Below are 24,309 nucleotides of genomic sequence, written 5' to 3' on the forward strand. Positions count from 1 at the left end.
CGGGTGAGGTTTTTACAGATTATTGGTGTCATCAACACTGGCTAAATCCCACGCCCACATGACCGACCACTGCCACAGGAATGCGGTTATCGGCATGAATGGCAAGCCCGCCACGAGCGGTTTCTTTGTATTTGTCCATCATGTCAAGTCCGGTCTCTTTCATGGTCAAAATGGCTTTGTCTAGTGAGACGTGGTGCGAGCCATCGCCACGCAGGGCAAGGCGAGCGGCGTTAATCGCCTTGACGGACGCCATCGCATTGCGTTCAATACAAGGCACTTGCACCAGTCCTGCAATGGGGTCACAGGTCAGGCCTAAGTTATGTTCTAGTCCAATCTCAGCAGCGTTTAGACATTGGGCGACCGTACCGCCCATGACGTGAGCCAGTCCTGCTGCTGCCATCGCACAGGCAGAGCCAACTTCGCCTTGACAGCCAACTTCCGCCCCTGAAATGGACGCATTTTGTTTGATTAATGCCCCAATCGCCCCCGCCACGAGCAAAAACTCACGCACGCCTTGATAGCTAAATGACGGAATAAAGCCTTGATAGTAGTGTAGTACCGCAGGGATAATACCCGCCGCTCCGTTAGTGGGAGCGGTAACGACCCGCCCGCCCGAGGCGTTTTGTTCATTGACCGCCAGAGCATACAGGTTCACCCAGTCCATTGCAAGCAGTCCGCCATCGGCTTTGCTGTATTCTTTGCTAAGCTGGTCATATAAGGCTTTGGCACGGCGTTTGACGTTAAGACCGCCGGGCAGGATACCGTCTTTTTGGTAGCCGGCATTGACACACGCCCGCATGGTCGCCCAGATGTCATTAAGATAATCTTTAACTTCTTCTTCGTCTCGGACAGCAGTTTCGTTATGAAGCATAAGCTCGCTGATACTAAACCCATGCGTGTGGCACAGCCGTTCGATGTCTGCTCCTAGCTCAAAGGGATAAGGGTAGGGCGATTTTTTGGGGGTATCTAGTTGCTCTTGTGCGGTTTGGGCTTTAAATTCGTCATTATCCACAACAAATCCGCCCCCGATAGAAAAGTAAGTCTCGCTGATACGAGTGCCATCGCCTAAGGTGGCGATGAGTGTCATGCCGTTGGGGTGTTGGGGCAGGGTAACATCGCTATACCACAAGATGTCGGTCGTTTCATCAAAATCAATAACATGACGACCGCCCAAGTTCATCTTTTGGTGCGTGTGTATGTCTGATAAATACTCGTCCGTGCGTTCGGTGTCTATCGTGCGTGGGGCGTGTCCGAGTAGCCCAAGCAAGGTGGCGGTATCGGTGGCGTGTCCTTTGCCTGTGGCGGACAGTGAACCGTACAGCTCTATGGTAATGCCTGTAATCGGACTAAAATCGCCATGCAATCGCTCATCTAACAGTGCCAAAAACCGCCCACTGGCAACCATCGGGCCGACCGTGTGCGAGCTTGAAGGGCCAACACCGATTTTAAACATATCAAAAATACTAATCATAAAAGTCCTTATAAATTTATTTTACCGTGCATAAAAATGGGTTGTTAAATGGGATAGTCTGACGGGCAGAGTGTGCAAACAATCCTATTTTAAAAAAATGCACAGATAGCCACATCAGATGGGTTGGTATTTTAGCATGATTGATGGGGTTTTGGTACAAAAGTATCTGCCCAAATGTGGGCTTGGTCGGATTTAAAATAATGGCGTATTTTAAAATCAAAAACCCTAACAAGCTACATTGACCCCTTGCGAATTGATACATAGTTTGTCGCCATTATTTAGATTGCCAATCCATGCCTTGCCGTTTTTAAACATCAACGGTTCGGGCAGTTCGGGATTTTTGGGGCTGTCCAAGATAAACCCGTCTTTATGAAAACGAAAATCGATGAGCAGTTGCCCGCTTTTATCAATAAAGCCCCAATTATCGCCCATGCGTACCCCTGCCAGATTCTCACTATAAGCTCGGACATCATCAAAGGCGTAGATAATCATCGGTACGCCCTTATCATCGACAAAGCCCCATTTGCCGTCTTGTTGTCTTGGCGTGAGTGTTAGGTGTGTGCTAGGGTTTGGCAGACTGCTTTGGGCAGGTGTCAGCTCTGGGGTGGGCGATGGGTCGGGGGCTTGCTGTGTGCGATTGCCGTTTTTGTCGATGGTGTAGGTGTTACCGCCAGCGGTAACGGTGGCAAGACCTTGGGAGAAGTCGCTGATGTGGCTGATGGCTCGCTCGGGACGGACGATGACCTTGCCCCGAGTGTCTAGCACGCCAAAGCCACGGTTTTGTTTGACGATGATACGTTCGCCCTGCACGCCCCTTGCCCATTGGTTGCCATTCATGCGGTCGTAGTTAAAGGCGATGATGGTTTTGCCTTTGTCATTGATATAGCCGACTTTACCGTTTTTTAGGGCGGGGAGTAGCCCACTTCTAAACTCCGAGCCCAGCACCGCGTCATAAGCGAATAAATCGGCTGTTGTGTTGCCTTTTTTGTTCAAAAGTGCCACGGGTGAGCCATTGTCTTTGACCGCCAAAAACACGCCCGAACGTGCGGTACAGTTGACGTTTTTATAATGGCTTTTGGGCAGGGCACAGGCATAAGCTGGGGGTGTGAGCGAGCCGAGCAATAAGGCAGTGACTAGGTATTTTTTCATAAAAACAATGCGTTGGAATTTGGGCTATTTTATCATAAGTGGCAAGATTATCATGCCAAAAAAATTTTTCCAAAAAGTTAAATAAACCATAAAAATTATAAATTATTGTTATTTTTAAAGTGTGTTATAATCTTTTAAAATTTACCATACCCAGACCATTTTAATTTGGAGAATAACAATGGCAGGCAAAACCCTTTACGACAAACTTTGGGACGACCATTTGGTCAAACAGCGTGATGATGGCTCGTCTTTGATTTATATTGACCGTCAATTATTGCACGAAGTAACCAGCCCCCAAGCCTTTGAAGGATTGACTTTGGCGGGACGTACCCCTTGGCGACTCTCGGCAAATATTGCCACGCCCGACCACAATGTCCCCACTTCCACCAAAGAACGCTCGCAGGGCATTTCGGGCATTGAAGATGATACTTCTCGCATTCAAGTCAAAACGCTTGATGATAATTGCAATGCCTTTGATATTGTACAATTTGGCATCAATGACGAACGCCAAGGCATCGTTCATGTGGTTGGGCCTGAGCAGGGGCTGACCTTACCTGGTATGACGGTGGTGTGTGGTGATAGTCATACCGCCACGCACGGGGCTTTGGGCTGTTTGGCTCACGGTATTGGTACAAGTGAAGTAGAGCACGTGCTTGCCACACAATGCCTTGTCCAAAAGAAAATGAAAAATATGCTTGTACGGGTGGACGGCAAACTTGGCAAAGGCGTAACGCCCAAAGATGTGATTTTGGCGATTATTGGCAAAATCGGCACGGCAGGCGGGACGGGCTATGCCATTGAGTTTGGTGGACAAGTATTTCGTGATATGTCCATTGAAGGGCGTATGACTGTGTGTAATATGGCGATTGAAGGCGGTGCTCGTGTTGGCTTAGTGGCTGTTGATGAAAAAACGATTGAATACGTTAAAGGTCGCCCTTATGCCCCAACTGGTGAGAATTGGGATAAGGCAGTTGCTTATTGGCAAACTTTAACATCAGATGATGATGCTCATTTTGATGTGGTGGTGGTGTTAAATGGCGATGAGATTGAACCACAAATTTCGTGGGGAACTTCGCCTGAAATGGTCGTTCCTGTGTCCGCCAATGTGCCAACGCTTGATATGGCAAAAGACGATGTGCAAAAAAATGACTGGACGCGTGCCTATCAGTATATGGGCCTCTCGGCAGGGCAGTCTTTGAGCGAGATTACGCTTGACCGTGTGTTCATCGGCTCGTGTACCAATTCTCGCATTGAAGATTTGCGTGAGGCGGCAGCCATCGCCAAGGGCAAAAAAGTCGCCACAACCATTAAACAAGCAATGGTGGTGGCAGGTTCTGGGCAAGTCAAAAAACAAGCGGAAAGTGAAGGTTTGGACAAAATTTTTATGGACGCAGGTTTTGAATGGCGTGAACCAGGCTGCTCTATGTGCCTTGCAATGAATGCCGATAAATTACAATCGGGAGAGCATTGTGCCAGCACTTCTAACCGTAACTTTGAAGGTCGTCAAGGTAATGGCGGTCGCACGCACCTAGTGTCTCCTGCAATGGCGGCAGCGGCGGCAATTCACGGACATTTTGTGGATGTAAGAACGGTGGCGTAAGGCGTGAAAAATAAGACAATCTGTGATATGATTGTCTTATTTGTAGTTTAAGGAGTTAATAATATGGCAACAGTAAGATTTGATTTGGGTGAAAATACCCAAACCACATTATTTCAAAGTAAAATTGGCGGTAAGCCTTATATGCCAATCGGCGTGGAATATCCAATGCACACCAAAAAACAAAGACCACTTGTATTATTGGCTCAAATTAATTTTGCAGAAATGCCTCCTTTGGAAGATTTTCCAACCAAAGGTATTTTGCAATTTTTTATTGATGGACTAGATAGTGAGCTTTTTGGTATTGATGCAGAAAATGAATGGAAACAAGACGGTTTTCGTGTAATTTATTATCCTGATATTTTACCTGAAAGCCAGTTACAAACCGATTTTTCTCTTTACAAAGTAGATATTCCTTATTCTGAATATGGTTTCAATCTTTTGGGCGAATATCCAATTATTTATAAAGAAATTGAAACGGAAGACGATTGTAACGATTATTATAACGAGAGAAATATTTTTAATAAAATTGGTGGCGTTCCCTGCTTTGTGCAAGGAGACCCTTTTGCCAACCCTTATATAGACGATTATGGAAATTTTTGTGAATCAAATGTATCTGCTTGGAGTTTTGAAATGCTATTGCAAATCGGTGGCAATGAGCAAGGTATATTATGGGGCGGTTATAACTCGGCAAATTTCTTTATTAAACCAAAAAATTTAAAAAATTTGGATTTTAGTGAAGTGGCTTTTTGTTGGGTGGGTGGTTGATTTGTATTTGATGTGAATGTAACCTATTCCGAACTGATTAAAACCCTAATTACCGACCCCATAGAAGTCGCTGATGAATTATGGGTGTTTAAAATTGAAATTTTTAAAAGTCAAAAAGGTTATTTTGCGACCCTTTGGCGGTTGGACAATTATGATATTGCTCCGACCTTTCCAACCGTAGCAGGGCATATTGCCAGCGAGACATTTTTTATTGATGAGAGTTTTCGTTTTGATGGCTTGGGGTTGTATGGTGATGATGTTAGGTATTTTAAAATGCTTGATGATTGCCAAAGTTATGTGTTAAAGTGTCTTTATGACGAATTTAATTGTTAAAAGGAAAATTGTATGAACAACTTAACCCAAAACCCTTATTTAGAAGTCCGCCAACCCGCCCAAATTCAAGGCGAAATGGTATTATCGTGCGATGACATTGCAGAGAATAGCACGCTGTCCAATGATTATGTGGCAAATATTTGGGGGTATGCAGGCAATAACATTAGCCCCAATCTTAAATGGCAAAACGCTCCAAAAGATACCAAAAGTTTTGTGCTAACAATGTACGACCCAGATGCACCAACGGGCTCGGGCTTTTGGCATTGGAATGCGTTTAATATTCCAGCCGACTTTCATCAATTACCAAAAGGCGAATCTAATAACTTTGGCAATGGGATTTTGGAATTAAAAAATGATGCAGGATTAGACGGCTTTATTGGGGCATTTCCCCCAAAGGGCGACAAACCGCACCGCTATATTTTTACCCTTTATGCCCTAAATGAAATGCTGGATTTGCCAAATACCATAAGCCCTGCGGTATTGGGCTTTAATTTAAATGGCAAAGTATTGGCAACGGCAAGTTTGACGGCTTATTATAGTTGGTAAATTAAATAGGAGTGATACAATGCCAATGTCATTATTTGAACAACATTATCAAACATTACAGCATTTGGATAATGGGGTTAAAATCCAAATCATTGAGCAATTGCAAAAAGATGTTTATCAAAAATCTGTTGATGAATTATTATTTTTGCAATCCAATTCTGAATTGGGGCAATTATTAGTTACACAGGATAAAACCGATGAGAACTGGATAGAAAATATTTTTGCCATAGCGGATAAAGCCTTTAAGGAAAGTGAATTAAATGGCGTTGTATTATCCAACTCTGACGACCGTGGTTGGACAAGAGACGAAATTTATGAGCGTTAATGTTTTTATTGATACAAATATTTGGGTTTGTACGATTGATAAGCGTTGTATCGATAAAAGCAAGCAGGCTCGCCAATTTGTTTTGGGTTTGCAAAAAGACAGTCAAATCAATATTATGATGTCCACACAGGTTTTGCAAGAGTTCTTTTCGGTAACAACCAAAAAACTTAAACAAGACAAGGTGGCAATGGAAAAAATCGTACACGAAATGGCACAAATGCCACTTATTCATACCGATTTTTCTTTAATTGCAGAGGCAATTAAAATTAGTATTGCACATCATTTAACTTTATGGGACGCTTTAATGGTTTGTGCATCAAAAAGAATGAATTGTTCAATATTATATTCCGAAGATTTGCATAATGGGCATATCATTGATGGCGTAAAAATAATCAACCCCTTTAAACTTTAAAAAGGCAAAAAACTATGAAACAATACACCACCGAAATCGGCATTGTTGCCCCCTTAGACCGTGCCAATGTGGACACCGATTTGATTATCCCCAAGCAGTTTTTAAAGTCCATCAAACGCACAGGTTTTGGCGATAATTTGTTTGATGAACTGCGTTATTTGGACGAAGGCTTTTTAGGGCAAGATATCAATGCACGCCCCAAAAATCCTGATTTTGTGCTAAATCAAGACCGCTACCAAGGGGCAACCATTTTGCTTGCTCGCACCAATTTTGGTTGCGGTTCTAGCCGTGAACACGCACCGTGGGCGTTGAATGAATTTGGCTTTCGCACGATTATCGCCCCAAGTTTTGCTGATATTTTTTATAACAACTGCTTTAAAAACGGTATGCTTCCTGTGATTTTGTCTGAAAGCGAAGTTGATGAACTGTTTAAAGAATGTTTTGATAATATCGGCTATCAATTAACGGTAGATTTGGAAAATCAAAAAGTCATCTCGCCAAGTGGTAAAGAATATCATTTTGAAGTAGACGCTTTTCGTAAGCATTGTTTGTTAAATGGGCTTGATGATATTGGCTTAACTTTACAAAATGCTGATGATATTCGTGCCTTTGAAGAAAAAGCTAAAAATGAGCGTCCTTGGGTGTTTAAGGAATTGATGGCTTGATTATTTTTTGATTAAGTGTTTAATCGGGTTTTTAATTAACTTTAATAAATTTTTAAAAGGAATGTCAAATGACAAAACACATCGCAATCCTAAACGGCGACGGCATTGGTCCTGAAATTGTATCCCAAGCCGTTAAAGTGTTGGATAAATTGATTAAAAACGGCTTAAACGCCACTTACGAATACGCCAAATTGGGCGGAGAAGCCTATGACGCTTATGGCTCGCCTTATCCGAGCGAGACCCAACAAATCGTGCGTAAAGCCGATGCGGTACTATTGGGGGCGGTCGGTTCGCCACAATACGACAATTTGGAGAGAGCATTACGCCCAGAACGGGGGCTTTTGGCAATTCGTAAAGATTTGAATTTATTTGCCAATCTGCGACCTGCTATTCTTTATAACGAACTTGCCAATGCGTCCACCTTAAAGACCGATGTTGTGGCAGGGCTTGATATTTTGATTGTCCGAGAGCTGACAGGCGATATTTATTTTGGCGAGCCACGCGGAATTATTACCAATGACAAAGGCGAGCGTGAAGGTTTTAATACAATGCGATATAGTGAGAGTGAAATTCGCCGTATTGCCAAAGTGTCCTTTGAATCCGCCCAAAAGCGAAATAAAAAACTGTGTAGCGTGGATAAAGCCAATGTATTAGAAACAACCGAATTATGGAAACAAATTTTTAATGAAGTTGCCAAAGAGTATCCAGATGTGGAATTGTCGCATATGTATGTGGATAATGCGGCTATGCAACTGGTCAAAAACCCCAAGCAGTTTGATGTGATTGCCACAGGCAATATTTTTGGCGATATTTTATCCGACCAAGCGTCTATGCTAACAGGCTCTATTGGTATGCTTCCATCGGCAAGCCTTGATGAAAATGGCAAAGGGCTTTATGAGCCAAGCCACGGCTCTGCCCCTGACATTGCAGGGCAAAATAAGGCAAACCCTTTGGCGACCATTTTATCATTGGCAATGCTTTTGCGGTATAGTCTCAATGACGAAACCCGTGCCAAACAGGTAGAACAGGCGGTACAAAAAGTGCTAGAACAAGGTTATCGCACGGCGGACATCTATGAAGACGGCACGACTTTGGTTGGCTGTGCGGACATGGGTGATAAAGTGGTGCAGGCGTTGTAAGGTTGTCAATCTAACAAAAAGCCCGTGATTGTGGGCTTTTTTATTTGCCAAGTGATTGATTTTGCTTTACAATGTTAGGGCGTGTTGAACATTGATAACATTTTATTTAAACTTGGTAGGGGTTTAAGGCCTTGATTGATTTTTGCATGAAAAATGGCTATCCGACCACTTAATTTAAAAAATTAAGTAAAAATCTTAAAAATTTAGCCGTTTAAGTGGTCGGATTGTTTTTCATCGTCAAAAACTTGTCTGATNNCTTGAAAAACGTGCGATTTTTCCCATTTTTCATTGCAAATACCAATTTTCAACACACTCTATCGGTTTTAATTTAAAAAGGGTGAGATGATGAAAAAAATATTGGTGCTGGCTTTGGCGGTGTTGATGACTGCTTGTGGTCAAGATGAAACAGTCAAAAACAATCAAGTAGAATATCTAGATGCTCAAAAAAACCAAGTCATGCCTGCCAATGAGCCAATGACAGCAACCGAGACACTAAAAGCGATTGATAGTAGTCTTGCCAAAGTAAGCGGTCAAGATGGTAAAAAGGTCAGCTTTGCGATACAAAAATTAGACTATACCCTGCCAAAGGATGTGACAAATAACTGCGTGTCTGAATTGCCTGAGAATTGGGATGAAAACACCATCCAATGCCCGAGCGTTGATATAACGATGGCAAAAATCGAACCACGCTGGATAAATGACATCATGCGTCGTGAGATGACGGGCGATGACAATCCTGAGCTTGTCAAATTCCGTCGTGATTTGGATGATTTTGTCCGTTCACAAATCCAAGATGAGATATCTTTGGGCTATTCGTGGAGCATTACCCCTGAATATCTGGGCATGCACAACCAAGTGGCACAGTTTGCAGTAATGCATGATACTTATTTGGGTGGGGCTCACGGCATGGCGGTGATGAACTATTATTTGTTTGACATGGATTTGCAAAGCCAAATCACCCTAGCTGACATCCAAGTGTTTGACTCAGAGCGTAGGACAGAGCTGTTTGACTTGATGGGCGATGCATACCAAAGCTATCTAAAAGGGCATGAGATGAGCAAAGAAGAGATAGCGGGGCATATGGAGACTTATCCACTTGATGTGAGTGAAGATTTCTATTTTGGTAAAGATGGGTTGGTGTTCTCGTACGCACCTTATCATTTGGGTCCTTATGCCATGGGAACTGTGGAGCTTGTCATTGCTTATGACAAATTGCAAGGCATTATCCGAGAGGAATACCTGCCTAAGCAGACAGCCAAAACAGCGAACCAAGAGACAGTAAGCCAAGAGTCGGCAAGCAAAGAGACAGCAGGTCAAAAGACGGAGTAGGCAAGCCAAACGGATAAACCTTGATGTATCATTAACCAAACATTGACAATGCGTTTCTTAATCGTGCTTGTTTTTCCTAATCAGTCTTGTTAGAATTTATCGCATTGGTGTTGTGCCAATAACATTATTCGTCAAACCCAAGGAGTTGTTATGAAAAAGCTAGCCCTACTGTCTCTTGTCGCCCTAGCAGGCATGGCAAATGCCGCCACTTATGAGATTGACCCATTTCACACCAATGCCCGTTTTGCTATTGATCATTTTAAAACCAGCACCAACGTGGGCGGTGTGTATGGTCTGACAGGTGAGATGGAGTTTGATAAAGCCAAACGCACGGGTAAGATTGACATTGAGTTGCCATTGGCAAATCTACAATCAAGCTCTAAGGAGTTTACCGAACATCTGCTGAGTGCTGATTGTTTGATGCTGAAAAATACTCCACCATGCGTTTTGAATCTACCAAGTTCAACTACACAGGCAAGGGCAAAGCACGCAAACTAAGCTCAGTAGATGGCAAACTTACCCTACTTGGTCAAACGCACCCTGTTCGTCTGCATGCCAATAAGTTTAACTGCTATGACAGTCCGATGGCAAAAACTGAAGTTTGTGGCGGTGATTTTAGCACGACCATTGACCGCACTAAATGGGGCATGGATTATTTAGTGAATGTCGGCATGGCAAAAAATGTCCGCATTGACATTCAAGTGGAAGCCGCTAAAAAATAATTTGTTTTAACTAATTTTTAACCAAAATCAAAAATCACCCCAAATTGTGTTGGGGTGATTTTTTGTGGTTTTATAAAAATAAAAATAAAAAGCGAATAAGATGGGCGGTATTTAAAGTTATCACAATTTAACCATGTGGACGTAGGGAGGACGTGCTGAGCACGTTCTTTGATGTGCCTTATGGGTTGTAATGCTTTAAAAAATACGGTTCATGCCATTTAACGCTGCCACACGATAGGCTTCTGCCATGGTGGGGTAGTTAAAGGTGGTGTTGATGAAGTATTCTAGCGTGTGACCACATTTCATCACCGCTTGTCCGATGTGGATAATCTCGGAGGCGTGGTTGCCGTAGCAGTGAATACCTAGGATTTGCAAAGTTTCACGGTGGAATAAGATTTTTAGTACGCCTGAACGTTCACCGATGATTTGGGAGCGAGCCAGATGTTTGAAAAAGGCTTGTCCGACTTCATAAGGGATTTGGTCACGAGTTAAGTCTTCTTCGGTCGCCCCAATGCTTGAAATCTCAGGAATGGTATAGATGCCAGTAGGCACGCTATTGACAAACTCGGCGTGTTTGTCACCCACCATAAAGCCGGCGGCATTTCGCCCTTGGTCATAGGCAGCGGACGCCAAAGACGGCCAGCCGATGACATCGCCCACGGCATAGATATGCTCAGCTTTGGTGCGGTAGGTTTGGTCAACTTCAAGCTGTCCACGACTGTTGGCAGATAAGCCAACCGCTTCTAGGTTAAGCCCGTCGGTGTTGCCCGAACGTCCGTTGCACCAAAGGATGGCGTCGGATTTGATTTTTTTACCGCTTTTTAGGTGCAAGACCACGCAGTCATCAAAAGTTTCTAGGCGTTCAATCTCTTCGTTGCTACGAATACGCACGCCAAACTGACGAAAGTCGTGCGATAGGGCGTCTGAGATTTCATCATCAAGGTAGCTTAGCAGCTGTTCTTTGTTATTAATCAAATCAACGACATAGCCTAAGCCTGTAAAGATGGACGCATACTCACAGCCAATCACGCCCGCTCCGTAGATGATGATTTTACGAGCGACATAGTCCATTTGCAAAATCTTGTCCGAATCAAAGACACGGGGGTGGTCAAAGTCAAGCAAGTCAGGACGGTAGGGGCGTGAACCCACGGCAATGACTGCCTTTTCAAAGGTAACTGTCTTGGCACCTTCGCCATGAACCTGTTCAACTTCTAGGGTGTTTTTGTCAATAAAACGCCCCCAACCTTGGATAATTTCAACACGGTTACGCTCATAAAATAGCTTGTGGGTATTGACTTGACTGGCAATCACTCGCCGTGCTTTGCTTAGCACCTTATTTAGGGGAACCTGAAAGTTGTCGGTAAATGAGCTAAAAATGGGGTCACGTCTCATGCTGATGATGTTAAACACCGATTGGCGAAGCGCCTTACTGGGAATGGTGCCGACATGAGCACAGTTACCGCCTACTTGGTCACGGGGGTCGATGACTGCCACTTTGAGTCCTGATTTGGCAAGCTTCATCGCTGCTGCTTCACCAGCAGGCCCTGCTCCTAGCACCACAGCGTCATATTCAAAGCCGTGACGGGCTTTGCGTTTTTGGGGAGCGATGGCGATACGCTGACCGTCAAGGGGGCTAATTAGCGGGTGACTGAGGTCATGCTCTTCATGAGCTGGCGTGTTTGTGCTGTCAGGGGTTTTGATTTCTGCTTCGGGTAGGGCGGAACGTTTGGCTTGTTCTTTGATGGCGTGTTCTGCCTTGGTCTCATTTTTGGCAGGGTTTGGGGATTTACCTGCCGTCTCGGTGGGGTTGGTTTTGGTCATGATATTACCTCTTTGTTTATTTTAATTAACGAATATTTTGCGTTAAAATCTCATCTAACTGCCACAGTCCTGTGGGTTTACCAGTATTTTGGTCTATCTCTTGACGCACCTTGATGGTGTAGGCGGTGCCAACAGTTGGCGTAAAGCCAATGATGTCATTATAGCCAATACCGAACAGCTTATCATCATCTGCCCCGACGGGCTTGACCAGTAGGCATTGCATGGGCGTGGCAGAATGGCAAGCACTGCGATAAGGCATGACTTCTAGTGTTTTGCTGGCATTTAGGGCGACATTAGGGATATAACGTGGCTCAGGTACGAGCGGACGACTTTGGCACGCACTCAAAGAGATGATGAGTGTTAGGGGTAAGAGCAACAAAGAGTGATGTTTCATATTTTTCTCAGGGTTTATCAGTTTTAAATATTTTAAAAATCAGCCAATCCGCCGTGCCAAACCTGTAATTTGTAAAATCCGTGTGGCAATCTCTTCAACGCTCATTTCTGATACATTAAGGTTGGGGATTTTTTGGGCGGTGTAGATGGCTTGGATGGCACGCTGTTCTTCTTGGCACTGGGCAAGGGAGGCATAGCGAGAGCCTGCTTTTCGCTCTTGACGGATACGCACCAATCGTTCGGTGTCAATGGTCAGACCAAACAGTTTGTGGCGATAGGGCTGTAACACTTTGGGTAGATTGCTACTATCTAGGTCATCTTCAGTCAAAGGATAGTTGGCGGCACGAATGCCAAACTGCAAGGCAAGATATAGGCTTGTGGGGGTCTTGCCTGAGCGTGATAAGCCAACTAGGATGATGTCTGCCCCATCATAGTGATTGGTTCTTGCCCCGTCGTCATTATCCAAGGCAAAATGCACCGCGTCAATCCTTGCCTTATAGTCTTCGCTGTCCACTTGTCCGTGTGCCATGCCTGCATGGGAGTCAGGAGCCTCGCCTATTTCATTGGCAATGCGGGTAATTAACCCTTCATAGATGTCAAGGTTGGTGGCGTCCGCCCCATTGATGATATTGCGAATCTCATGGCTAACAATGGTGTCAAAAACTAAGGGTTTAAGTCCTGATAAACGATGAGCTTCGTTGATGCGTTTGACCGCTTCATGAGCCAACTCGGGAGTGTCTACATAGGGGATGATTTTGACGTCAAATTTGACATTGCCAAACTGGCTAAGCAGTGATCGTCCAAGTGTCTCGGCAGTGATGGCAGTGCCGTCGGAGATAAAAAAAGCACTGCGAAGTATCTCGGGGGCTTTAAACTGCTTGGTTTGATTCGCCTGCTCGTCTTGTTGGCTGGGTGTGGGGGTGTGAACGTACATGGCTATCCTTTATGTCCTGTGCCATACATGGGTAAACTTAAATGAGAGTATAGCACAAAAACAGGGGGTTTTGTAGAGAAAATTATCAACTGCGGTATGATGAGCAAAGAACGTGGCAAGCAAATAACTATTAATAAAACAGCATAAAAGTGCAAGAAATCCCATTGCGAATTTTTGGTAATTTTGTTAAAATAAGTTTATTTTTGTAAATATAAAAAGTGTAGATGTATAAAAGACGGTATCAACCATAATAACAATTACATCTTTTGGTAAGATGTATTCATGATTTCTCAGATGGTTTATGACCAAGGATTGTAATGTTTTCATTTTTATCGGTAGAATTTGCTTTATTGTTCATAGCATTTTTTATGCTTTATTGGGCATTTAAAAAAAGACCAGACATTCAAAATATGCTGTTGCTCATTATCAGCCATGCCATTATTTATTTGATGGCGGGCATGATGGCAGTTGGCATACTGTTTGTTTTTAGCATTGTCATTTATGCCATTGCTCGGCAAATCATCATCAGTCATCACAAAAAAACGTGGATGACGATGGGTATTATCATCACTTTGATAAATTTATCTGTATTTAAATATTATGAATTTTTCCGTGCTAATATTAGTCGTGCTTTAGAGATGTGGCAATTAGATAATACGGGACTTATGGCAAATATTATTTTTCCATTGGGTGTTTCTTATTATTCATTTCAAGCCATTAGTTATTTGGTAACGCTTTACCGGCAAAGCGTGGTTTATGAAAAAAATGAACAAGCTAAACAAAGTGAGCAAGAAAAACAAGATGAAAATAATGAAAATCCTATTTCTTATTTATATTTTTGGCAAGCATTAACGCACTTTTCGTTTTTTGCCACAATTTCGGCAGGTCCGATTACCCGTGTTAATGACAATAAAGGTTTGATTGATATTATGGGTAAGCCTTGTGGGATGTATGACCAATTAAATGAGCCAGAGTCACGCCAATTATTATACCCAAAAATCGCCTTTGCCTTGATTGTGCTTGCCCTTGCCAAAAAATGGTGGTTGGCAGAATATTTGGCGGATAATTGGGTTAATCCCGTTTTTGCCAATCCTGCAGGATTCCACAGCTTGGAAGTATTGACTGCCATTTATGGTTATACCTTGCAATTATTTTTGGATTTTTCAGGATATAGTGAGATGATGGTGGCATTTGGGTTGTTGCTTGGTTTTCGCTTACCCATGAATTTTAATGCCCCATTATTGGCTCATAATATTAGAGATTTTTGGGACAGATGGCATATTAGTTTATCAACATGGATACGAGATTATATTTACATTCCCTTAGGCGGAAGTAGAAAAGGTTTTTGGTTTACCCAGCTTAATCTTATTATTGCGATGGTGTTATCAGGAATTTGGCATGGCTCAACCTTTAACTTTTTCTTTTGGGGGTTGTTACACGCCTTAGCCATTGCTTTATTAAATATTGGAGATTTGGCTTGCCAAAAAATAAGCGGTCATGCCAAAGGGCGTAATTTTTTGGCAAATACAGGTATCATTGGTAAAACGCTAGGCGTATTAATTACTGTGCATTTTGTGGTATTTGCTTTTGTGTTTTTTAGAGCGACAACATTAGATGAGGCATTATTGGTTTTTAATGCTTTATTTTTTAATCATATTAATGTAGCATCGACCAATAATCCGCTTTATCTATTGGCGATATTGGCATTTGCATGGCTGGTTTATCCATTATTTCATCGTCATCAAAAAAATTTCGGTCGGCTGATACTTAAAATGCCAAGTGTGATTTTTTATGTGTTGTGCTTTATGATATTTATGGCGGTGGTAATTTTGGCTCCGTCTGGCATTCCCGGTTTTATTTATGCAAATTTCTAAAAGATAAGATAAAAGGTATTATCATGAGCGAACACAAACAAGATGAGATTAGTCATATTGACAAGGCTGATATTGATGGTCAAAATGACATTAATCAAGAAGATAAAAATATTGATACAAAAATCATTGATAAAGAAAATACAGACGAAGAAATCATTTATCAAGAAGATAGTGATGATTGGGATAATGAAGTAATTAAACCAGATGATAATTTCAAACAATCCTTTATTAACACGCTCATGTTTTTGGTATTATCTACCGTCATGGGTATTTGGATAATGCAAAAATCAATCAATGCCTATTATCTACAAACTTATCATCAGCCTAGTCCATTAAATCTAATCAATCACTCTTTATGGCAAAAAGGGGGCAATATTGGCGATAGGTTATATACCTTGCATGATAATATTGCCAATAATATCGACAATATGAATAAAAGTATGATTGATGAGTTTAATGATAATTATGCCTATACCCCTGCTTATAAAGCCCAAATGGCAGAAAAAGCACGCCAAGAGCAATTACGCCAAGAGCAAGAAAGACAATTAAAAGCCCAAGCTCTAAAAGAAAATCAAGCCCAAAATGAATTAGAACAATCCTTAACGTTAAATAAAAGCCAAAAGGTATTTTTTGCTGGTGATTCGATGATGCAGGGCATTGCCCCACATATGCAAAAATATCTACAGGGCTTAGGCGTAGATTCGGTCAATCTTAGCAAACAAAGTACCGGCTTGGCATATCCTAAATTCTTTGATTGGAATAGCACCATTAAAAATACTTTGAGGTCAGATAGCAATATTAAAGTACTCATCATCATGCTTGGGGCAAATGACCCTTGGGATATGCCAGATAAACAGGGAAAATACCTAAAATTTAATAGCGAAGAATGGATAGCAGAATATCAGGCACGCATGAAAGATATATTGGATTTTGCCAAAGAAAGACAGGTGGGTGTGATTTGGGTAACGCCGCCAAATATGAAAAAAAATAAATTAAATGAACAAATGGTTCAGCTCAATGATGTGATGATGAATGAGCTGGCTCGTCATAATGTTAAAGTGATTGATGCACGCCCTATTATGGGTGGGTGCAATAATATTTACAATGATTATCTTGAAAAAGATGGCAAAAATATTAAAATGCGTAGCACTGATGGCGTTCATTTTTCTGGCGATGGTCAGCGGATTCTTGCCAAAGAAGTGCAATCTTATTTAATCATTGAGTGATGTTATCATTTGATAACTAAAAAGAGTATTCATGAATTTAACAAAATTTAGCTTTAAGCCTACCTTATTAATCATGGCGTGCGTGTCGGTATCGGCTCATGCCAATCTAGCCAACTTTGGTGAACCCAACACCAATGCCCTAGCACAGGCAATGGCAAATCACTCGGTGCATATCGTCCAACTGGGCGACAGCCACACCGCCGGCGATACCATGACGGACGCTCTAAGAAATCGCTTGCAGGGCGTGATGGGCGATGGTGGCATGGGCTGGGCGATGCCGATGTATTTTAGCGGTCAGCGTATGACACGGTTTAGCTATGATAATGTCGATTTTTCGCCAATTTCTAGCCGTACCAACCAAAGCGAGTACTATACGCTGGGCGGACTGATTGCCAGGCCCAAGGTCAATGGGGCAAGCCTCACTCTAAAACCCAAAAAAGGGGCAGAACCTGCTCAGCGTATTTGGGTGAGCATTCGTCAGCAACCGACAGACGGTAGATTTACAGGGGTGGACGCTTATGGTAAGCGGTTTGTGTTAGAGACGGCACGTAAGGATGGTACATGGCAGATGGTGAGCGTGGACGTGAATTTGCCGTTTACCATTTATAATGACAATGCCACAGGCTCGGCGATTGGCGGTTGGTGGGCGTTTAATCCTAGTGGGCGTGGGGCGGTGGTGTCGGCATTGGGTATCAATGGCTCTGAGCTGTCGCATTGGAATAGGTGGAATACGCAGGCGTGGCAAAGCGAGCTTGCCACCATTCGCCCCACGCTCATCGTACTCGCCTATGGCACCAATGAAGCCTATAATGGTGTGTCAGGCGAGAGCGTGCGTACGACTTTGACCGAAAAAATCCGCCAAATCCGTGCCGTCAGCCCACGTTCGGCGGTCATGGTGTTAGGCTCGCCAGAAGCTCTAAAAAGCACAGGCGGTAGCTGTGGCACACGCCCTGACACGCTCACAGACGTGCAGACTGCCCAACGGCAAGTCGCCCAAGCCGAACGTACGCTCTACTGGGACTGGCAAGGGGTGATGGGTGGCTCTTGCACCATGAAATCATGGATAAATCGCGGGCTTGCCAGTAAAGATGGCGTGCATTTTAGCCAGTCAGGCTACACTCGTCTAGGCAATGAGTTGGCAAATGAGTTATTGGCATTACAAACGCAAGCCCTCACGCAGTACCCCAATACCACGCATCCTAACACCGCTCCGACATACATCCCCAATGATGTGCCGAGTATCAACTCAGGGCAGGGCGGTCAAGGGCGGGGGTTTATCCGCATTGAACGAGCTAATTAGCCTTATTAAAAGGTTAAAATGAGTGTATTTAGATAATAAATACACTCATTTTTATAAAAAATAAAATTGAGTATTGGCAAATTTATCGTTATAATTTGACAAATTTCATAGATTAAAAAAGGTGTTCGTATGGCACAAGTTATCCCTTTTAACAAACTTGGTAAAGACGATGTTGAGATTGTCGGTGGCAAAAATGCGTCTTTGGGCGAGATGATTAGCAATCTTGCCAATGTTGGTGTGTCTGTGCCAAACGGCTTTGCCACGACCGCAGAGGCGTTTAACCGCTTTTTGAATGAAACGGGCTTACTTGACAAAATCAATGCCGAACTAAAAGGCTTGGACGTTGATGATGTCGAAAAACTTGCCGAAGTAGGGGCAAAAGTGCGTGCCTGGGTCATCGCCCAAGCATTGCCAAAAGACTTAGAAGACGAGATTCGCACGGCATTTGATACGCTTACAGGTGGTCAAGATGTGGCGGTGGCGGTGCGTTCGTCAGCGACTGCCGAGGATTTGCCTGATGCGTCTTTTGCAGGTCAGCAAGAGACATTCCTTAACATTCATGGCATTGACAACGTGCTGATTGCCATCAAAGAAGTGTTTGCAAGCCTTTATAACGACCGTGCGATTGCCTATCGTGTACACAAAGGCTTTGAACACGCAGGCGTGGCGTTGTCGGCAGGCGTTCAGCGTATGGTACGCTCGGAGACGGGTACGTCTGGCGTGATGTTTACGCTTGACACCGAAAGCGGATTTAATGACGTGGTATTTATCACGGCAAGCTATGGCTTGGGCGAAATGGTGGTGCAAGGGGCGGTAAACCCTGATGAGTTTTATTTATCCAAAAAATTATTGGCAGAAAATCGCCCTGCTGTGGTTCGCCGAAATCTTGGCTCAAAACACATCAAAATGGTCTATGGTGACGAAGGCACGACCAAACGCTCAACCAAAATCGTGGATGTAGAAAAAGCCGACCGTCAGCAGTTTGCCCTAAATACCGATGAGCTAACTCGCCTTGCCAAACAAGCCCTTATCATTGAAAAACACTACGGCTGTCCTATGGACATTGAGTGGGCAAAAGACGGCGATACTAATGAGCTTTTCATCGTACAAGCTCGCCCCGAAACCGTCAAATCTCGCCAAGACAAAACCAGCATGGAGCGTTATGTCATCAACTCAAAAGGGGCAAAAGTCCTATGCGAAGGGCGTTCTATCGGTCAGCGTGTCGGTGCAGGCAAAGTGCGTATCGTAACGAATTTGAACGAGATGAGCAAAGTTCAAGACGGCGATGTGCTCGTGTCTGATATGACCGACCCCGATTGGGAACCTGTGATGAAGCGTGCCAGTGCGATTATCACCAACCGTGGCGGACGTACTTGCCATGCGGCGATTATCGCTCGTGAGCTTGGCGTACCTGCCATTGTCGGCTGTGGCAACGCCACCGAGCTTTTGACAGACGGTCAAGCGGTAACGGTATCGTGTGCCGAAGGCGACACGGGCTTTATTTATGACGGCATTTTGGACTTTGAAGTGCAAAAAAATTCTGTCGCCAGTATGCCCAAGCTTGGCTTTAAGGTTATGATGAACGTGGGCAACCCTGACCGTGCCTTTGACTTTGCCCAAATCCCGAACGAAGGCGTAGGTTTGGCTCGCTTAGAATTTATCATCAACCGCATGATTGGTGTACACCCAAAAGCCCTGCTTAATGTGGATACCTTGCCCCAAGAAACCCAAGCCCAAGTGTTTGAGCGTATCGCAGGGTACAACTCGCCTGTGGAGTTTTATATCAATAAACTCATCGAAGGCATTTCAACGCTTGCCGTAGCGTTTAAAGACAAGCCTGTCATCGTGCGTATGAGTGATTTTAAATCCAACGAATACGCCAACCTAATCGGCGGTAAGCTGTATGAACCACACGAAGAAAACCCCATGCTCGGTTTCCGTGGGGCGAGCCGTTATATTTCGGACAATTTCCGTGATTGCTTTGAGCTTGAATGCCGTGCGTTGAAGTACGTCCGTGATGACATGGGGCTAACCAACGTAAAAATCATGATTCCGTTTGTGCGTACCACAGGCGAAGCCCGCCAAGTCATTGAATTACTTGAAAAAAATGGGCTAAAACGTGGCGAGAATTCTCTTGAAGTCATCATGATGTGCGAATTGCCAACCAATGCCTTGCTTGCCGATGAATTCTTACAATATTTTGACGGTTTTTCAATCGGTTCAAACGACCTAACTCAGCTTACGCTAGGGCTTGACCGTGATAGTGGCATTGTGTCGCACTTGTTTGATGAGCGAGACCCTGCGGTCAAAAAACTGCTTAGTATGGCGATTGAAGCGTGTCGCAAACAAGGCAAATATGTCGGCATTTGCGGTCAAGGACCGTCCGACCACCCAGACCTTGCCAAATGGCTCATGGAGCAAGGCATCAGCTCAGTATCGCTAAACCCTGATACGGTGCTGGATACTTGGTTGTTTTTGACGGATAAATAAAACCTATAAGACTGGGCTGTCCAATCAGTCCAGTTTTTAAAATATTTTTAAAATTTTTATAAAAACCCCTTGACGAAATTTTAAAATAAGCTATAATACGCACCCATAGCAAACAAGCTAACCGCTCATGCCAGTGTGGTGAAATTGGTAGACACGACGGATTCAAAATCCGTTGCCTAATAAGCGTGTCGGTTCGAGTCCGACCACTGGTACCATTCATGCTTTTCAAAGCATTTCAAAAAATCCAAAATAGCCCCGAAAGCCCCATAAAATAAAGGTTTTCGGGGTTTTTTGTTTCTTGTTGGTGTTGCAGGGTGTTTCATTTTGGTTCATAATACTTGTACCCTAAATTGTACCCTAAAAATTTACCATGATAGAAGTTAAAACCGACAAGCAAATAATCGCCCTAAAAGCAGACCAAAAAGAATATCATGCCAAAGTACACGGCAAACCACGCCTATCTATCCGAGTACGAGCCACCAAAAAGGGCGAAACCAAAGAATGGGTATATCGTTACACCAAGAACGGACACACCCACAAGGAATTTTTGGGTAATTATCCCACCGTCAGCATGGCAATGGCATTTGACAAATGGCAGGAGCTAAACGAGCTTATCTCAAAAGACATTGACCCCAAAACCCATTACGCCAAACAAGCCAAAGAAAAAGAACGTCAAGAAAAAAATAAATTCCGCCTTGTCTGTATGGCGTGGGCAAAAACACAGCCGTGGGGCAAAAAAGACACGATAAAAACACGCCAATACAACCTAAATCTATTCATCAAACGCTTTGGCGATACGCCCATGAATGAGATAAGCACCGCCGATTTGATAGAGCTATTACAGGACATAGAAACTACCCACCGCCAACGCAATGACCCCACCAAACCAAGTGATAAAGCCGTCAGGTGTAGGGGCATGATTGTGGATTTATTCGCATGGGCAACGGTTCATGAATATTGCACCACCAACCCAGCCGAGCCAATCGCTAACGCCAAAACAAGCCACATTTTAGAGACGGTTAGCTATGGCAACCGTCAAGCATTGGTTAAACCTAATGAGTTTGGCGAACTCATGCACGACATCAAGCACGATAACCGCATGGGGGCAAGTACTTATCATTGCCTTATGCTACTTGCCTACACAGGCGTAAGAATTGGCGATATTAGGGCGATGGCGTGGGCGGATTTGGATTTGGATAATGCCAAATGGGAGCTTACCCCAATCAAAGGCGAAAGCGACAACGGTTTTAAAATGGTTAAACAAATGACCGTGCCATTATCCAGGCAAGTCATCAAGATATTACAAGAACAGCACCGCCACACAGGACACCGCAAGCAGGTATTTTATTCCGACCAAAGCAAGCATGGCATAATATCCGAGAACACCACCAACCAAGCCTTACACAAGCTAGGGTACAAAAACAAGCACACATCACACGGCTTTCGGTCAAGTGCCAAAACCCTACTCATGCAGGAGCTTGATTATAACGACATGATAACCGAGATGGTGTTGGGTCATGTTGTCAAAGGGGGCGATAATCCCTACATGAGAGCCGATTTATACACCAAGCGGTGTGAGCTTATGCAGACGTGGGCGGACTACATAGACGATTTGGCAGACGGCAAGGACACCACGCATTATAAAGGCGTGTATCGCAACAAGCCTAACGAGATTTTGCAAGCCTTGATAAACATGATTGGCAAAGATGAGATTGTCAGGTTGCTACAATGAACCGCCCCAGTTTGGGGCTTTTTCTTGTCAAGATGGCAGGCGTGAAAAAATTGAGTTTTAAGTTTTTAAAAATTATGGTGTACTCGGTGTACCGCCCTTTATTTATAAGGGTTTAGCGTTAAAAATACGGTGTACTTATACTAAAAAATGGTGTACTTTATTAAAAAAACGGTGTACTTTGTGGTGTACCGTACACCATTTTTGGCAAAGTCTTGTAAATCAAGGGTTTTGGCTTTATTACTTATATGTTATAATTAGCCAATTATCGGAGCGACACCATGACAGCATTATCACAGCTTAGACACACCGCCAATTTATCACAAATGCAGTTAGCCCAAAAAATGGGCGTATCACAAGCCAACATCAGCAAGATAGAGAATGGGGGCGATATACAGCTATCCACGCTTGATAGATACATCACAGCTTTAGGCGGTAAATTGTCAATCCATGCCACCTTAGACGGCAAAACAATCACGATATTTAAGGATTAACCATGATTATTGACCTACCACCGACCACCGCCCACATTATTGAACGTATCGCCAATGTACAGGGCATTAGCGTTGAGCAGTTTTGTATCAATAGCGTTTATGAAAAAGCCCTAGAATTTGCCTATATGCCAAACAGCGAAACCAAACAAGCCATAGACGAGCTTATGGCAGGACAGGGCAAGAAATTTGATACACTTGATGAGCTTATGGCGGATTTAAATGCTTAAACTACAACGTTCAAACGCCTTTAAAAGAGACTTTAAAAAGCATGGCGAGCTTGATACCGCTTTGATAGAAGTGCTTTATTTGCTACTCAATAACGAAACCCTGCCACCAAAATACAAAGACCATGATTTAATCGGCAATTACAAGGGTTTTAGAGAATGCCACATCAAGCCTGATTTATTGCTTATTTATCAAAAAGATGATGAATATTTGTCATTGGCAAGGTTAGGCAGTCATAGCGAATTATTTTAAGGACAAAACCAAGATGATAGACATTTCCCCACACGTTGAGCAGATGATTATCACACGAGCCGAACAAAGGGGCGTAAGTGTTGATGAACTGCTATTACAAACCTTTGCCCAAGATGATGAACAAGCCTACTATGATTGGTTTTATGAACATCATTACGACATTGACAAGTTGGATAAGGCAATCAATAGCGGTGTTACCGAGCCGATACCACCCCACGCCTTAGAGAGTGTGGAGAGTTTGGAAAAATGGCTTAGTGGGGCAAAGACGGCATGAACGTGATTTTTTCCGCCAGTTTTCAAGTGCAATTCCCCACGCTAACCAACACCGATAAACAAGCGATTTAAAACCACCAAATAAAAAGGACAGCCTTATGTTAGACATTCCTCCACACATTGAACAAGTCATTATTGCCACCGCCAAAAGGCAAGGCGTAAGCGTTGGCGAATTATTGGCACAAAAATTTCCAAGCGATGATTTGGCAGAAATGCACGGCTTAAACAGCGATACCGCCAATTTCACTTTGAACGAGAAAGACAGTCAAGCCCTACAAGCCATTTTGGATAAACCTACACCGCCCACGCCTGCCCTAAAAGAGATTTTGGCATTGGGGGCAAGTTATGGATTTTGAAGTACTTGCCAAACACCATAACAAAGCGGATTTTGATTGTGGTAATGATGATATTAACCGCTATTTACAAACCATAGCGAGCCAACACACCAAAAAGAATATTAGTGTTACACACATTTTGGCAGATGGCGAAACCATCAAGGCATTTTACACCCTATCCAACAGCCAAATAACCGACCATCAGTTAAAAGGCTATCCCAAAGTTATCCCCGCTATTTTAATCGGTAGAATTGGCATTGATAAACGCTATCAAGGGCAAGGGCTATTCAAAGTAATTTTTGCCCACGCCTTTTTGGGCATTAAAAAGTTTGCTAGATTTAGCGGTATGGCATTTATCATCATTGACCCAAAAACCGACACATTAAACCAATATTATCAAAATATGGGCTTTATGCCATTTGACGGCAACCGCTTAATTTTCCCCATTGAGAAATTGCAATAATTTAACCCTTTTGCAAGGCTAGGAAGTCATGAGCCGAAAGGCGG

Annotated in this window: 24 protein-coding genes, 1 tRNA gene and 2 pseudogenes; 22 read left to right on the forward strand and 5 right to left on the reverse strand. The window is 43.4% G+C overall.

The genetic code is table 11. From position 1 onward, the window contains the following. Positions 1-31: 31 nt before the first annotated feature. Entirely contained in the window at positions 32-1,471 is a 1,440-nt protein-coding gene (locus tag B0182_RS02700) for an L-serine ammonia-lyase (RefSeq protein WP_078273476.1), read from the reverse strand. A 225-nt stretch (positions 1,472-1,696) separates the two neighbouring features. After that, positions 1,697-2,620 carry a WG repeat-containing protein gene (locus B0182_RS02710; protein ID WP_078273478.1) on the reverse strand — a complete coding sequence of 308 codons (924 nt, stop codon included), beginning with the start codon at positions 2,618-2,620 and terminating at the stop codon, positions 1,697-1,699. Between the two features lie 178 nt (positions 2,621-2,798). On the opposite strand from B0182_RS02710, the gene leuC reads away from it, so the two are divergent. The 10 genes and pseudogenes from leuC to B0182_RS02760 all read left to right on the forward strand — a co-directional run bounded on the left by leuC (position 2,799) and on the right by B0182_RS02760 (position 10,456). Further along, positions 2,799-4,220 (forward strand): 3-isopropylmalate dehydratase large subunit, encoded by a 1,422-nt coding sequence (gene leuC, locus B0182_RS02715; RefSeq protein WP_078273479.1) that lies wholly within the window; start codon positions 2,799-2,801, stop codon positions 4,218-4,220. 63 nt (positions 4,221-4,283) lie between these two features. Then, positions 4,284-4,985 (forward strand): YwqG family protein, encoded by a 702-nt coding sequence (locus tag B0182_RS02720; protein WP_078273480.1) that lies wholly within the window; start codon positions 4,284-4,286, stop codon positions 4,983-4,985. 12 nt (positions 4,986-4,997) lie between these two features. Continuing rightward, positions 4,998-5,318: a hypothetical protein gene (locus B0182_RS02725; protein ID WP_078273481.1), complete on the forward strand. Its 321-nt coding sequence runs from the start codon at positions 4,998-5,000 to the stop codon at positions 5,316-5,318. 12 nt (positions 5,319-5,330) lie between these two features. Continuing rightward, a complete protein-coding gene (locus tag B0182_RS02730; RefSeq protein ID WP_078273482.1) occupies positions 5,331-5,864 on the forward strand; it encodes a YbhB/YbcL family Raf kinase inhibitor-like protein in 534 nt (177 codons plus the stop codon). Positions 5,865-5,883: 19 nt separating this feature from the next. After that, positions 5,884-6,189: a hypothetical protein gene (locus tag B0182_RS02735; protein WP_078273483.1), complete on the forward strand. Its 306-nt coding sequence runs from the start codon at positions 5,884-5,886 to the stop codon at positions 6,187-6,189. After that, positions 6,179-6,601: a PIN domain-containing protein gene (locus tag B0182_RS02740; protein ID WP_158079605.1), complete on the forward strand. Its 423-nt coding sequence runs from the start codon at positions 6,179-6,181 to the stop codon at positions 6,599-6,601. The genes B0182_RS02735 and B0182_RS02740 overlap by 11 nt, the downstream gene beginning before the upstream one ends. A 14-nt stretch (positions 6,602-6,615) precedes the next feature. Beyond that, a complete protein-coding gene (gene leuD, locus B0182_RS02745) occupies positions 6,616-7,266 on the forward strand; it encodes a 3-isopropylmalate dehydratase small subunit (protein WP_078273485.1) in 651 nt (216 codons plus the stop codon). A 68-nt stretch (positions 7,267-7,334) separates the two neighbouring features. Next, positions 7,335-8,405: a 3-isopropylmalate dehydrogenase gene (gene leuB / locus B0182_RS02750; RefSeq protein WP_078273486.1), complete on the forward strand. Its 1,071-nt coding sequence runs from the start codon at positions 7,335-7,337 to the stop codon at positions 8,403-8,405. Between the two features lie 345 nt (positions 8,406-8,750). Then, positions 8,751-9,734 carry an RsiV family protein gene (locus B0182_RS02755; protein WP_158079606.1) on the forward strand — a complete coding sequence of 328 codons (984 nt, stop codon included), beginning with the start codon at positions 8,751-8,753 and terminating at the stop codon, positions 9,732-9,734. Positions 9,735-9,926: 192 nt separating this feature from the next. After that, positions 9,927-10,456: pseudogene (locus B0182_RS02760) on the forward strand (YceI family protein). A 195-nt stretch (positions 10,457-10,651) separates the two neighbouring features. Here B0182_RS02760 and sthA read toward each other — a convergent pair. The 3 genes from sthA to ppsR are packed head-to-tail and all read right to left on the reverse strand — an operon-like array spanning position 10,652 to position 13,604. Then, positions 10,652-12,277: a Si-specific NAD(P)(+) transhydrogenase gene (gene sthA / locus B0182_RS02765; RefSeq protein ID WP_244893635.1), complete on the reverse strand. Its 1,626-nt coding sequence runs from the start codon at positions 12,275-12,277 to the stop codon at positions 10,652-10,654. Positions 12,278-12,302: 25 nt separating this feature from the next. Continuing rightward, positions 12,303-12,671 (reverse strand): DUF4377 domain-containing protein, encoded by a 369-nt coding sequence (locus B0182_RS02770; RefSeq protein WP_078273488.1) that lies wholly within the window; start codon positions 12,669-12,671, stop codon positions 12,303-12,305. A 39-nt stretch (positions 12,672-12,710) separates the two neighbouring features. Further along, positions 12,711-13,604: a posphoenolpyruvate synthetase regulatory kinase/phosphorylase PpsR gene (gene ppsR / locus B0182_RS02775; RefSeq protein WP_078273489.1), complete on the reverse strand. Its 894-nt coding sequence runs from the start codon at positions 13,602-13,604 to the stop codon at positions 12,711-12,713. A 317-nt stretch (positions 13,605-13,921) separates the two neighbouring features. Between ppsR and B0182_RS02780 the strand changes: the two genes are divergently transcribed. From B0182_RS02780 to B0182_RS02835, 12 genes and pseudogenes are all read left to right on the forward strand, one after another. Continuing rightward, a complete protein-coding gene (locus tag B0182_RS02780; protein ID WP_078273490.1) occupies positions 13,922-15,478 on the forward strand; it encodes an MBOAT family O-acyltransferase in 1,557 nt (518 codons plus the stop codon). A 23-nt stretch (positions 15,479-15,501) separates the two neighbouring features. Continuing rightward, positions 15,502-16,704, forward strand: coding sequence for an SGNH/GDSL hydrolase family protein (locus B0182_RS02785; RefSeq protein WP_078273491.1), 1,203 nt, complete (start codon positions 15,502-15,504; stop codon positions 16,702-16,704). A 31-nt stretch (positions 16,705-16,735) separates the two neighbouring features. Then, positions 16,736-18,004 (forward strand): GDSL-type esterase/lipase family protein, encoded by a 1,269-nt coding sequence (locus B0182_RS02790; RefSeq protein ID WP_078273492.1) that lies wholly within the window; start codon positions 16,736-16,738, stop codon positions 18,002-18,004. Positions 18,005-18,133: 129 nt separating this feature from the next. After that, entirely contained in the window at positions 18,134-20,494 is a 2,361-nt protein-coding gene (ppsA, locus tag B0182_RS02795; protein ID WP_078273493.1) for a phosphoenolpyruvate synthase, read from the forward strand. Positions 20,495-20,623: 129 nt separating this feature from the next. Then, positions 20,624-20,709, forward strand: a tRNA-Leu gene (locus tag B0182_RS02800). 155 nt (positions 20,710-20,864) lie between these two features. After that, on the forward strand, positions 20,865-22,226 hold the full coding sequence (locus B0182_RS02805; protein ID WP_078273494.1) for a tyrosine-type recombinase/integrase: 1,362 nt from the start codon (positions 20,865-20,867) through the stop codon (positions 22,224-22,226). A gap of 275 nt (positions 22,227-22,501) precedes the next feature. Next, positions 22,502-22,717: pseudogene (locus tag B0182_RS02810) on the forward strand (helix-turn-helix domain-containing protein); the annotation flags it as partial. Positions 22,718-22,719: 2 nt separating this feature from the next. After that, positions 22,720-22,944, forward strand: coding sequence for a hypothetical protein (locus tag B0182_RS02815; RefSeq protein ID WP_078273496.1), 225 nt, complete (start codon positions 22,720-22,722; stop codon positions 22,942-22,944). Further along, positions 22,937-23,194, forward strand: coding sequence for a type II toxin-antitoxin system RelE/ParE family toxin (locus B0182_RS02820; RefSeq protein ID WP_078273497.1), 258 nt, complete (start codon positions 22,937-22,939; stop codon positions 23,192-23,194). Before B0182_RS02815 ends, B0182_RS02820 begins: the two co-directional genes overlap by 8 nt. A 13-nt stretch (positions 23,195-23,207) precedes the next feature. Next, positions 23,208-23,468: a hypothetical protein gene (locus B0182_RS02825; RefSeq protein ID WP_078273498.1), complete on the forward strand. Its 261-nt coding sequence runs from the start codon at positions 23,208-23,210 to the stop codon at positions 23,466-23,468. A gap of 97 nt (positions 23,469-23,565) precedes the next feature. After that, positions 23,566-23,823 (forward strand): type II toxin -antitoxin system TacA 1-like antitoxin, encoded by a 258-nt coding sequence (locus tag B0182_RS02830; RefSeq protein WP_078273499.1) that lies wholly within the window; start codon positions 23,566-23,568, stop codon positions 23,821-23,823. Next, complete coding sequence (locus B0182_RS02835; RefSeq protein WP_078273500.1) at positions 23,813-24,265, forward strand: hypothetical protein; 453 nt, start codon at positions 23,813-23,815, stop codon at positions 24,263-24,265. The genes B0182_RS02830 and B0182_RS02835 overlap by 11 nt, the downstream gene beginning before the upstream one ends. Positions 24,266-24,309: the final 44 nt, after the last annotated feature.

Origin of the sequence: Moraxella bovis, assembly GCF_002014975.1 — a bacterium.
Taxonomy (GTDB): domain Bacteria; phylum Pseudomonadota; class Gammaproteobacteria; order Pseudomonadales; family Moraxellaceae; genus Moraxella; species Moraxella bovis.

Excerpts from the sequence above, each read along its gene's own strand:
- B0182_RS02700 (WP_078273476.1), bottom strand. The coding sequence starts at position 1,471 with ATGATTAGTATTTTTGATATGTTTAAAATCGGTGTTGGCCCTTCAAGC.
- B0182_RS02710 (WP_078273478.1), bottom strand. The coding sequence starts at position 2,620 with ATGAAAAAATACCTAGTCACTGCCTTATTGCTCGGCTCGCTCACACCC.
- leuC (WP_078273479.1), top strand. The coding sequence starts at position 2,799 with ATGGCAGGCAAAACCCTTTACGACAAACTTTGGGACGACCATTTGGTC.
- B0182_RS02720 (WP_078273480.1), top strand. The coding sequence starts at position 4,284 with ATGGCAACAGTAAGATTTGATTTGGGTGAAAATACCCAAACCACATTA.
- B0182_RS02730 (WP_078273482.1), top strand. The coding sequence starts at position 5,331 with ATGAACAACTTAACCCAAAACCCTTATTTAGAAGTCCGCCAACCCGCC.
- B0182_RS02735 (WP_078273483.1), top strand. The coding sequence starts at position 5,884 with ATGCCAATGTCATTATTTGAACAACATTATCAAACATTACAGCATTTG.
- B0182_RS02740 (WP_158079605.1), top strand. The coding sequence starts at position 6,179 with ATGAGCGTTAATGTTTTTATTGATACAAATATTTGGGTTTGTACGATT.
- leuD (WP_078273485.1), top strand. The coding sequence starts at position 6,616 with ATGAAACAATACACCACCGAAATCGGCATTGTTGCCCCCTTAGACCGT.
- leuB (WP_078273486.1), top strand. The coding sequence starts at position 7,335 with ATGACAAAACACATCGCAATCCTAAACGGCGACGGCATTGGTCCTGAA.
- B0182_RS02755 (WP_158079606.1), top strand. The coding sequence starts at position 8,751 with ATGAAAAAAATATTGGTGCTGGCTTTGGCGGTGTTGATGACTGCTTGT.
- sthA (WP_244893635.1), bottom strand. The coding sequence starts at position 12,277 with ATGACCAAAACCAACCCCACCGAGACGGCAGGTAAATCCCCAAACCCT.
- B0182_RS02770 (WP_078273488.1), bottom strand. The coding sequence starts at position 12,671 with ATGAAACATCACTCTTTGTTGCTCTTACCCCTAACACTCATCATCTCT.
- ppsR (WP_078273489.1), bottom strand. The coding sequence starts at position 13,604 with ATGTACGTTCACACCCCCACACCCAGCCAACAAGACGAGCAGGCGAAT.
- B0182_RS02780 (WP_078273490.1), top strand. The coding sequence starts at position 13,922 with ATGTTTTCATTTTTATCGGTAGAATTTGCTTTATTGTTCATAGCATTT.
- B0182_RS02785 (WP_078273491.1), top strand. The coding sequence starts at position 15,502 with ATGAGCGAACACAAACAAGATGAGATTAGTCATATTGACAAGGCTGAT.
- B0182_RS02790 (WP_078273492.1), top strand. The coding sequence starts at position 16,736 with ATGAATTTAACAAAATTTAGCTTTAAGCCTACCTTATTAATCATGGCG.
- ppsA (WP_078273493.1), top strand. The coding sequence starts at position 18,134 with ATGGCACAAGTTATCCCTTTTAACAAACTTGGTAAAGACGATGTTGAG.
- B0182_RS02805 (WP_078273494.1), top strand. The coding sequence starts at position 20,865 with ATGATAGAAGTTAAAACCGACAAGCAAATAATCGCCCTAAAAGCAGAC.
- B0182_RS02815 (WP_078273496.1), top strand. The coding sequence starts at position 22,720 with ATGATTATTGACCTACCACCGACCACCGCCCACATTATTGAACGTATC.
- B0182_RS02820 (WP_078273497.1), top strand. The coding sequence starts at position 22,937 with ATGCTTAAACTACAACGTTCAAACGCCTTTAAAAGAGACTTTAAAAAG.
- B0182_RS02825 (WP_078273498.1), top strand. The coding sequence starts at position 23,208 with ATGATAGACATTTCCCCACACGTTGAGCAGATGATTATCACACGAGCC.
- B0182_RS02830 (WP_078273499.1), top strand. The coding sequence starts at position 23,566 with ATGTTAGACATTCCTCCACACATTGAACAAGTCATTATTGCCACCGCC.
- B0182_RS02835 (WP_078273500.1), top strand. The coding sequence starts at position 23,813 with ATGGATTTTGAAGTACTTGCCAAACACCATAACAAAGCGGATTTTGAT.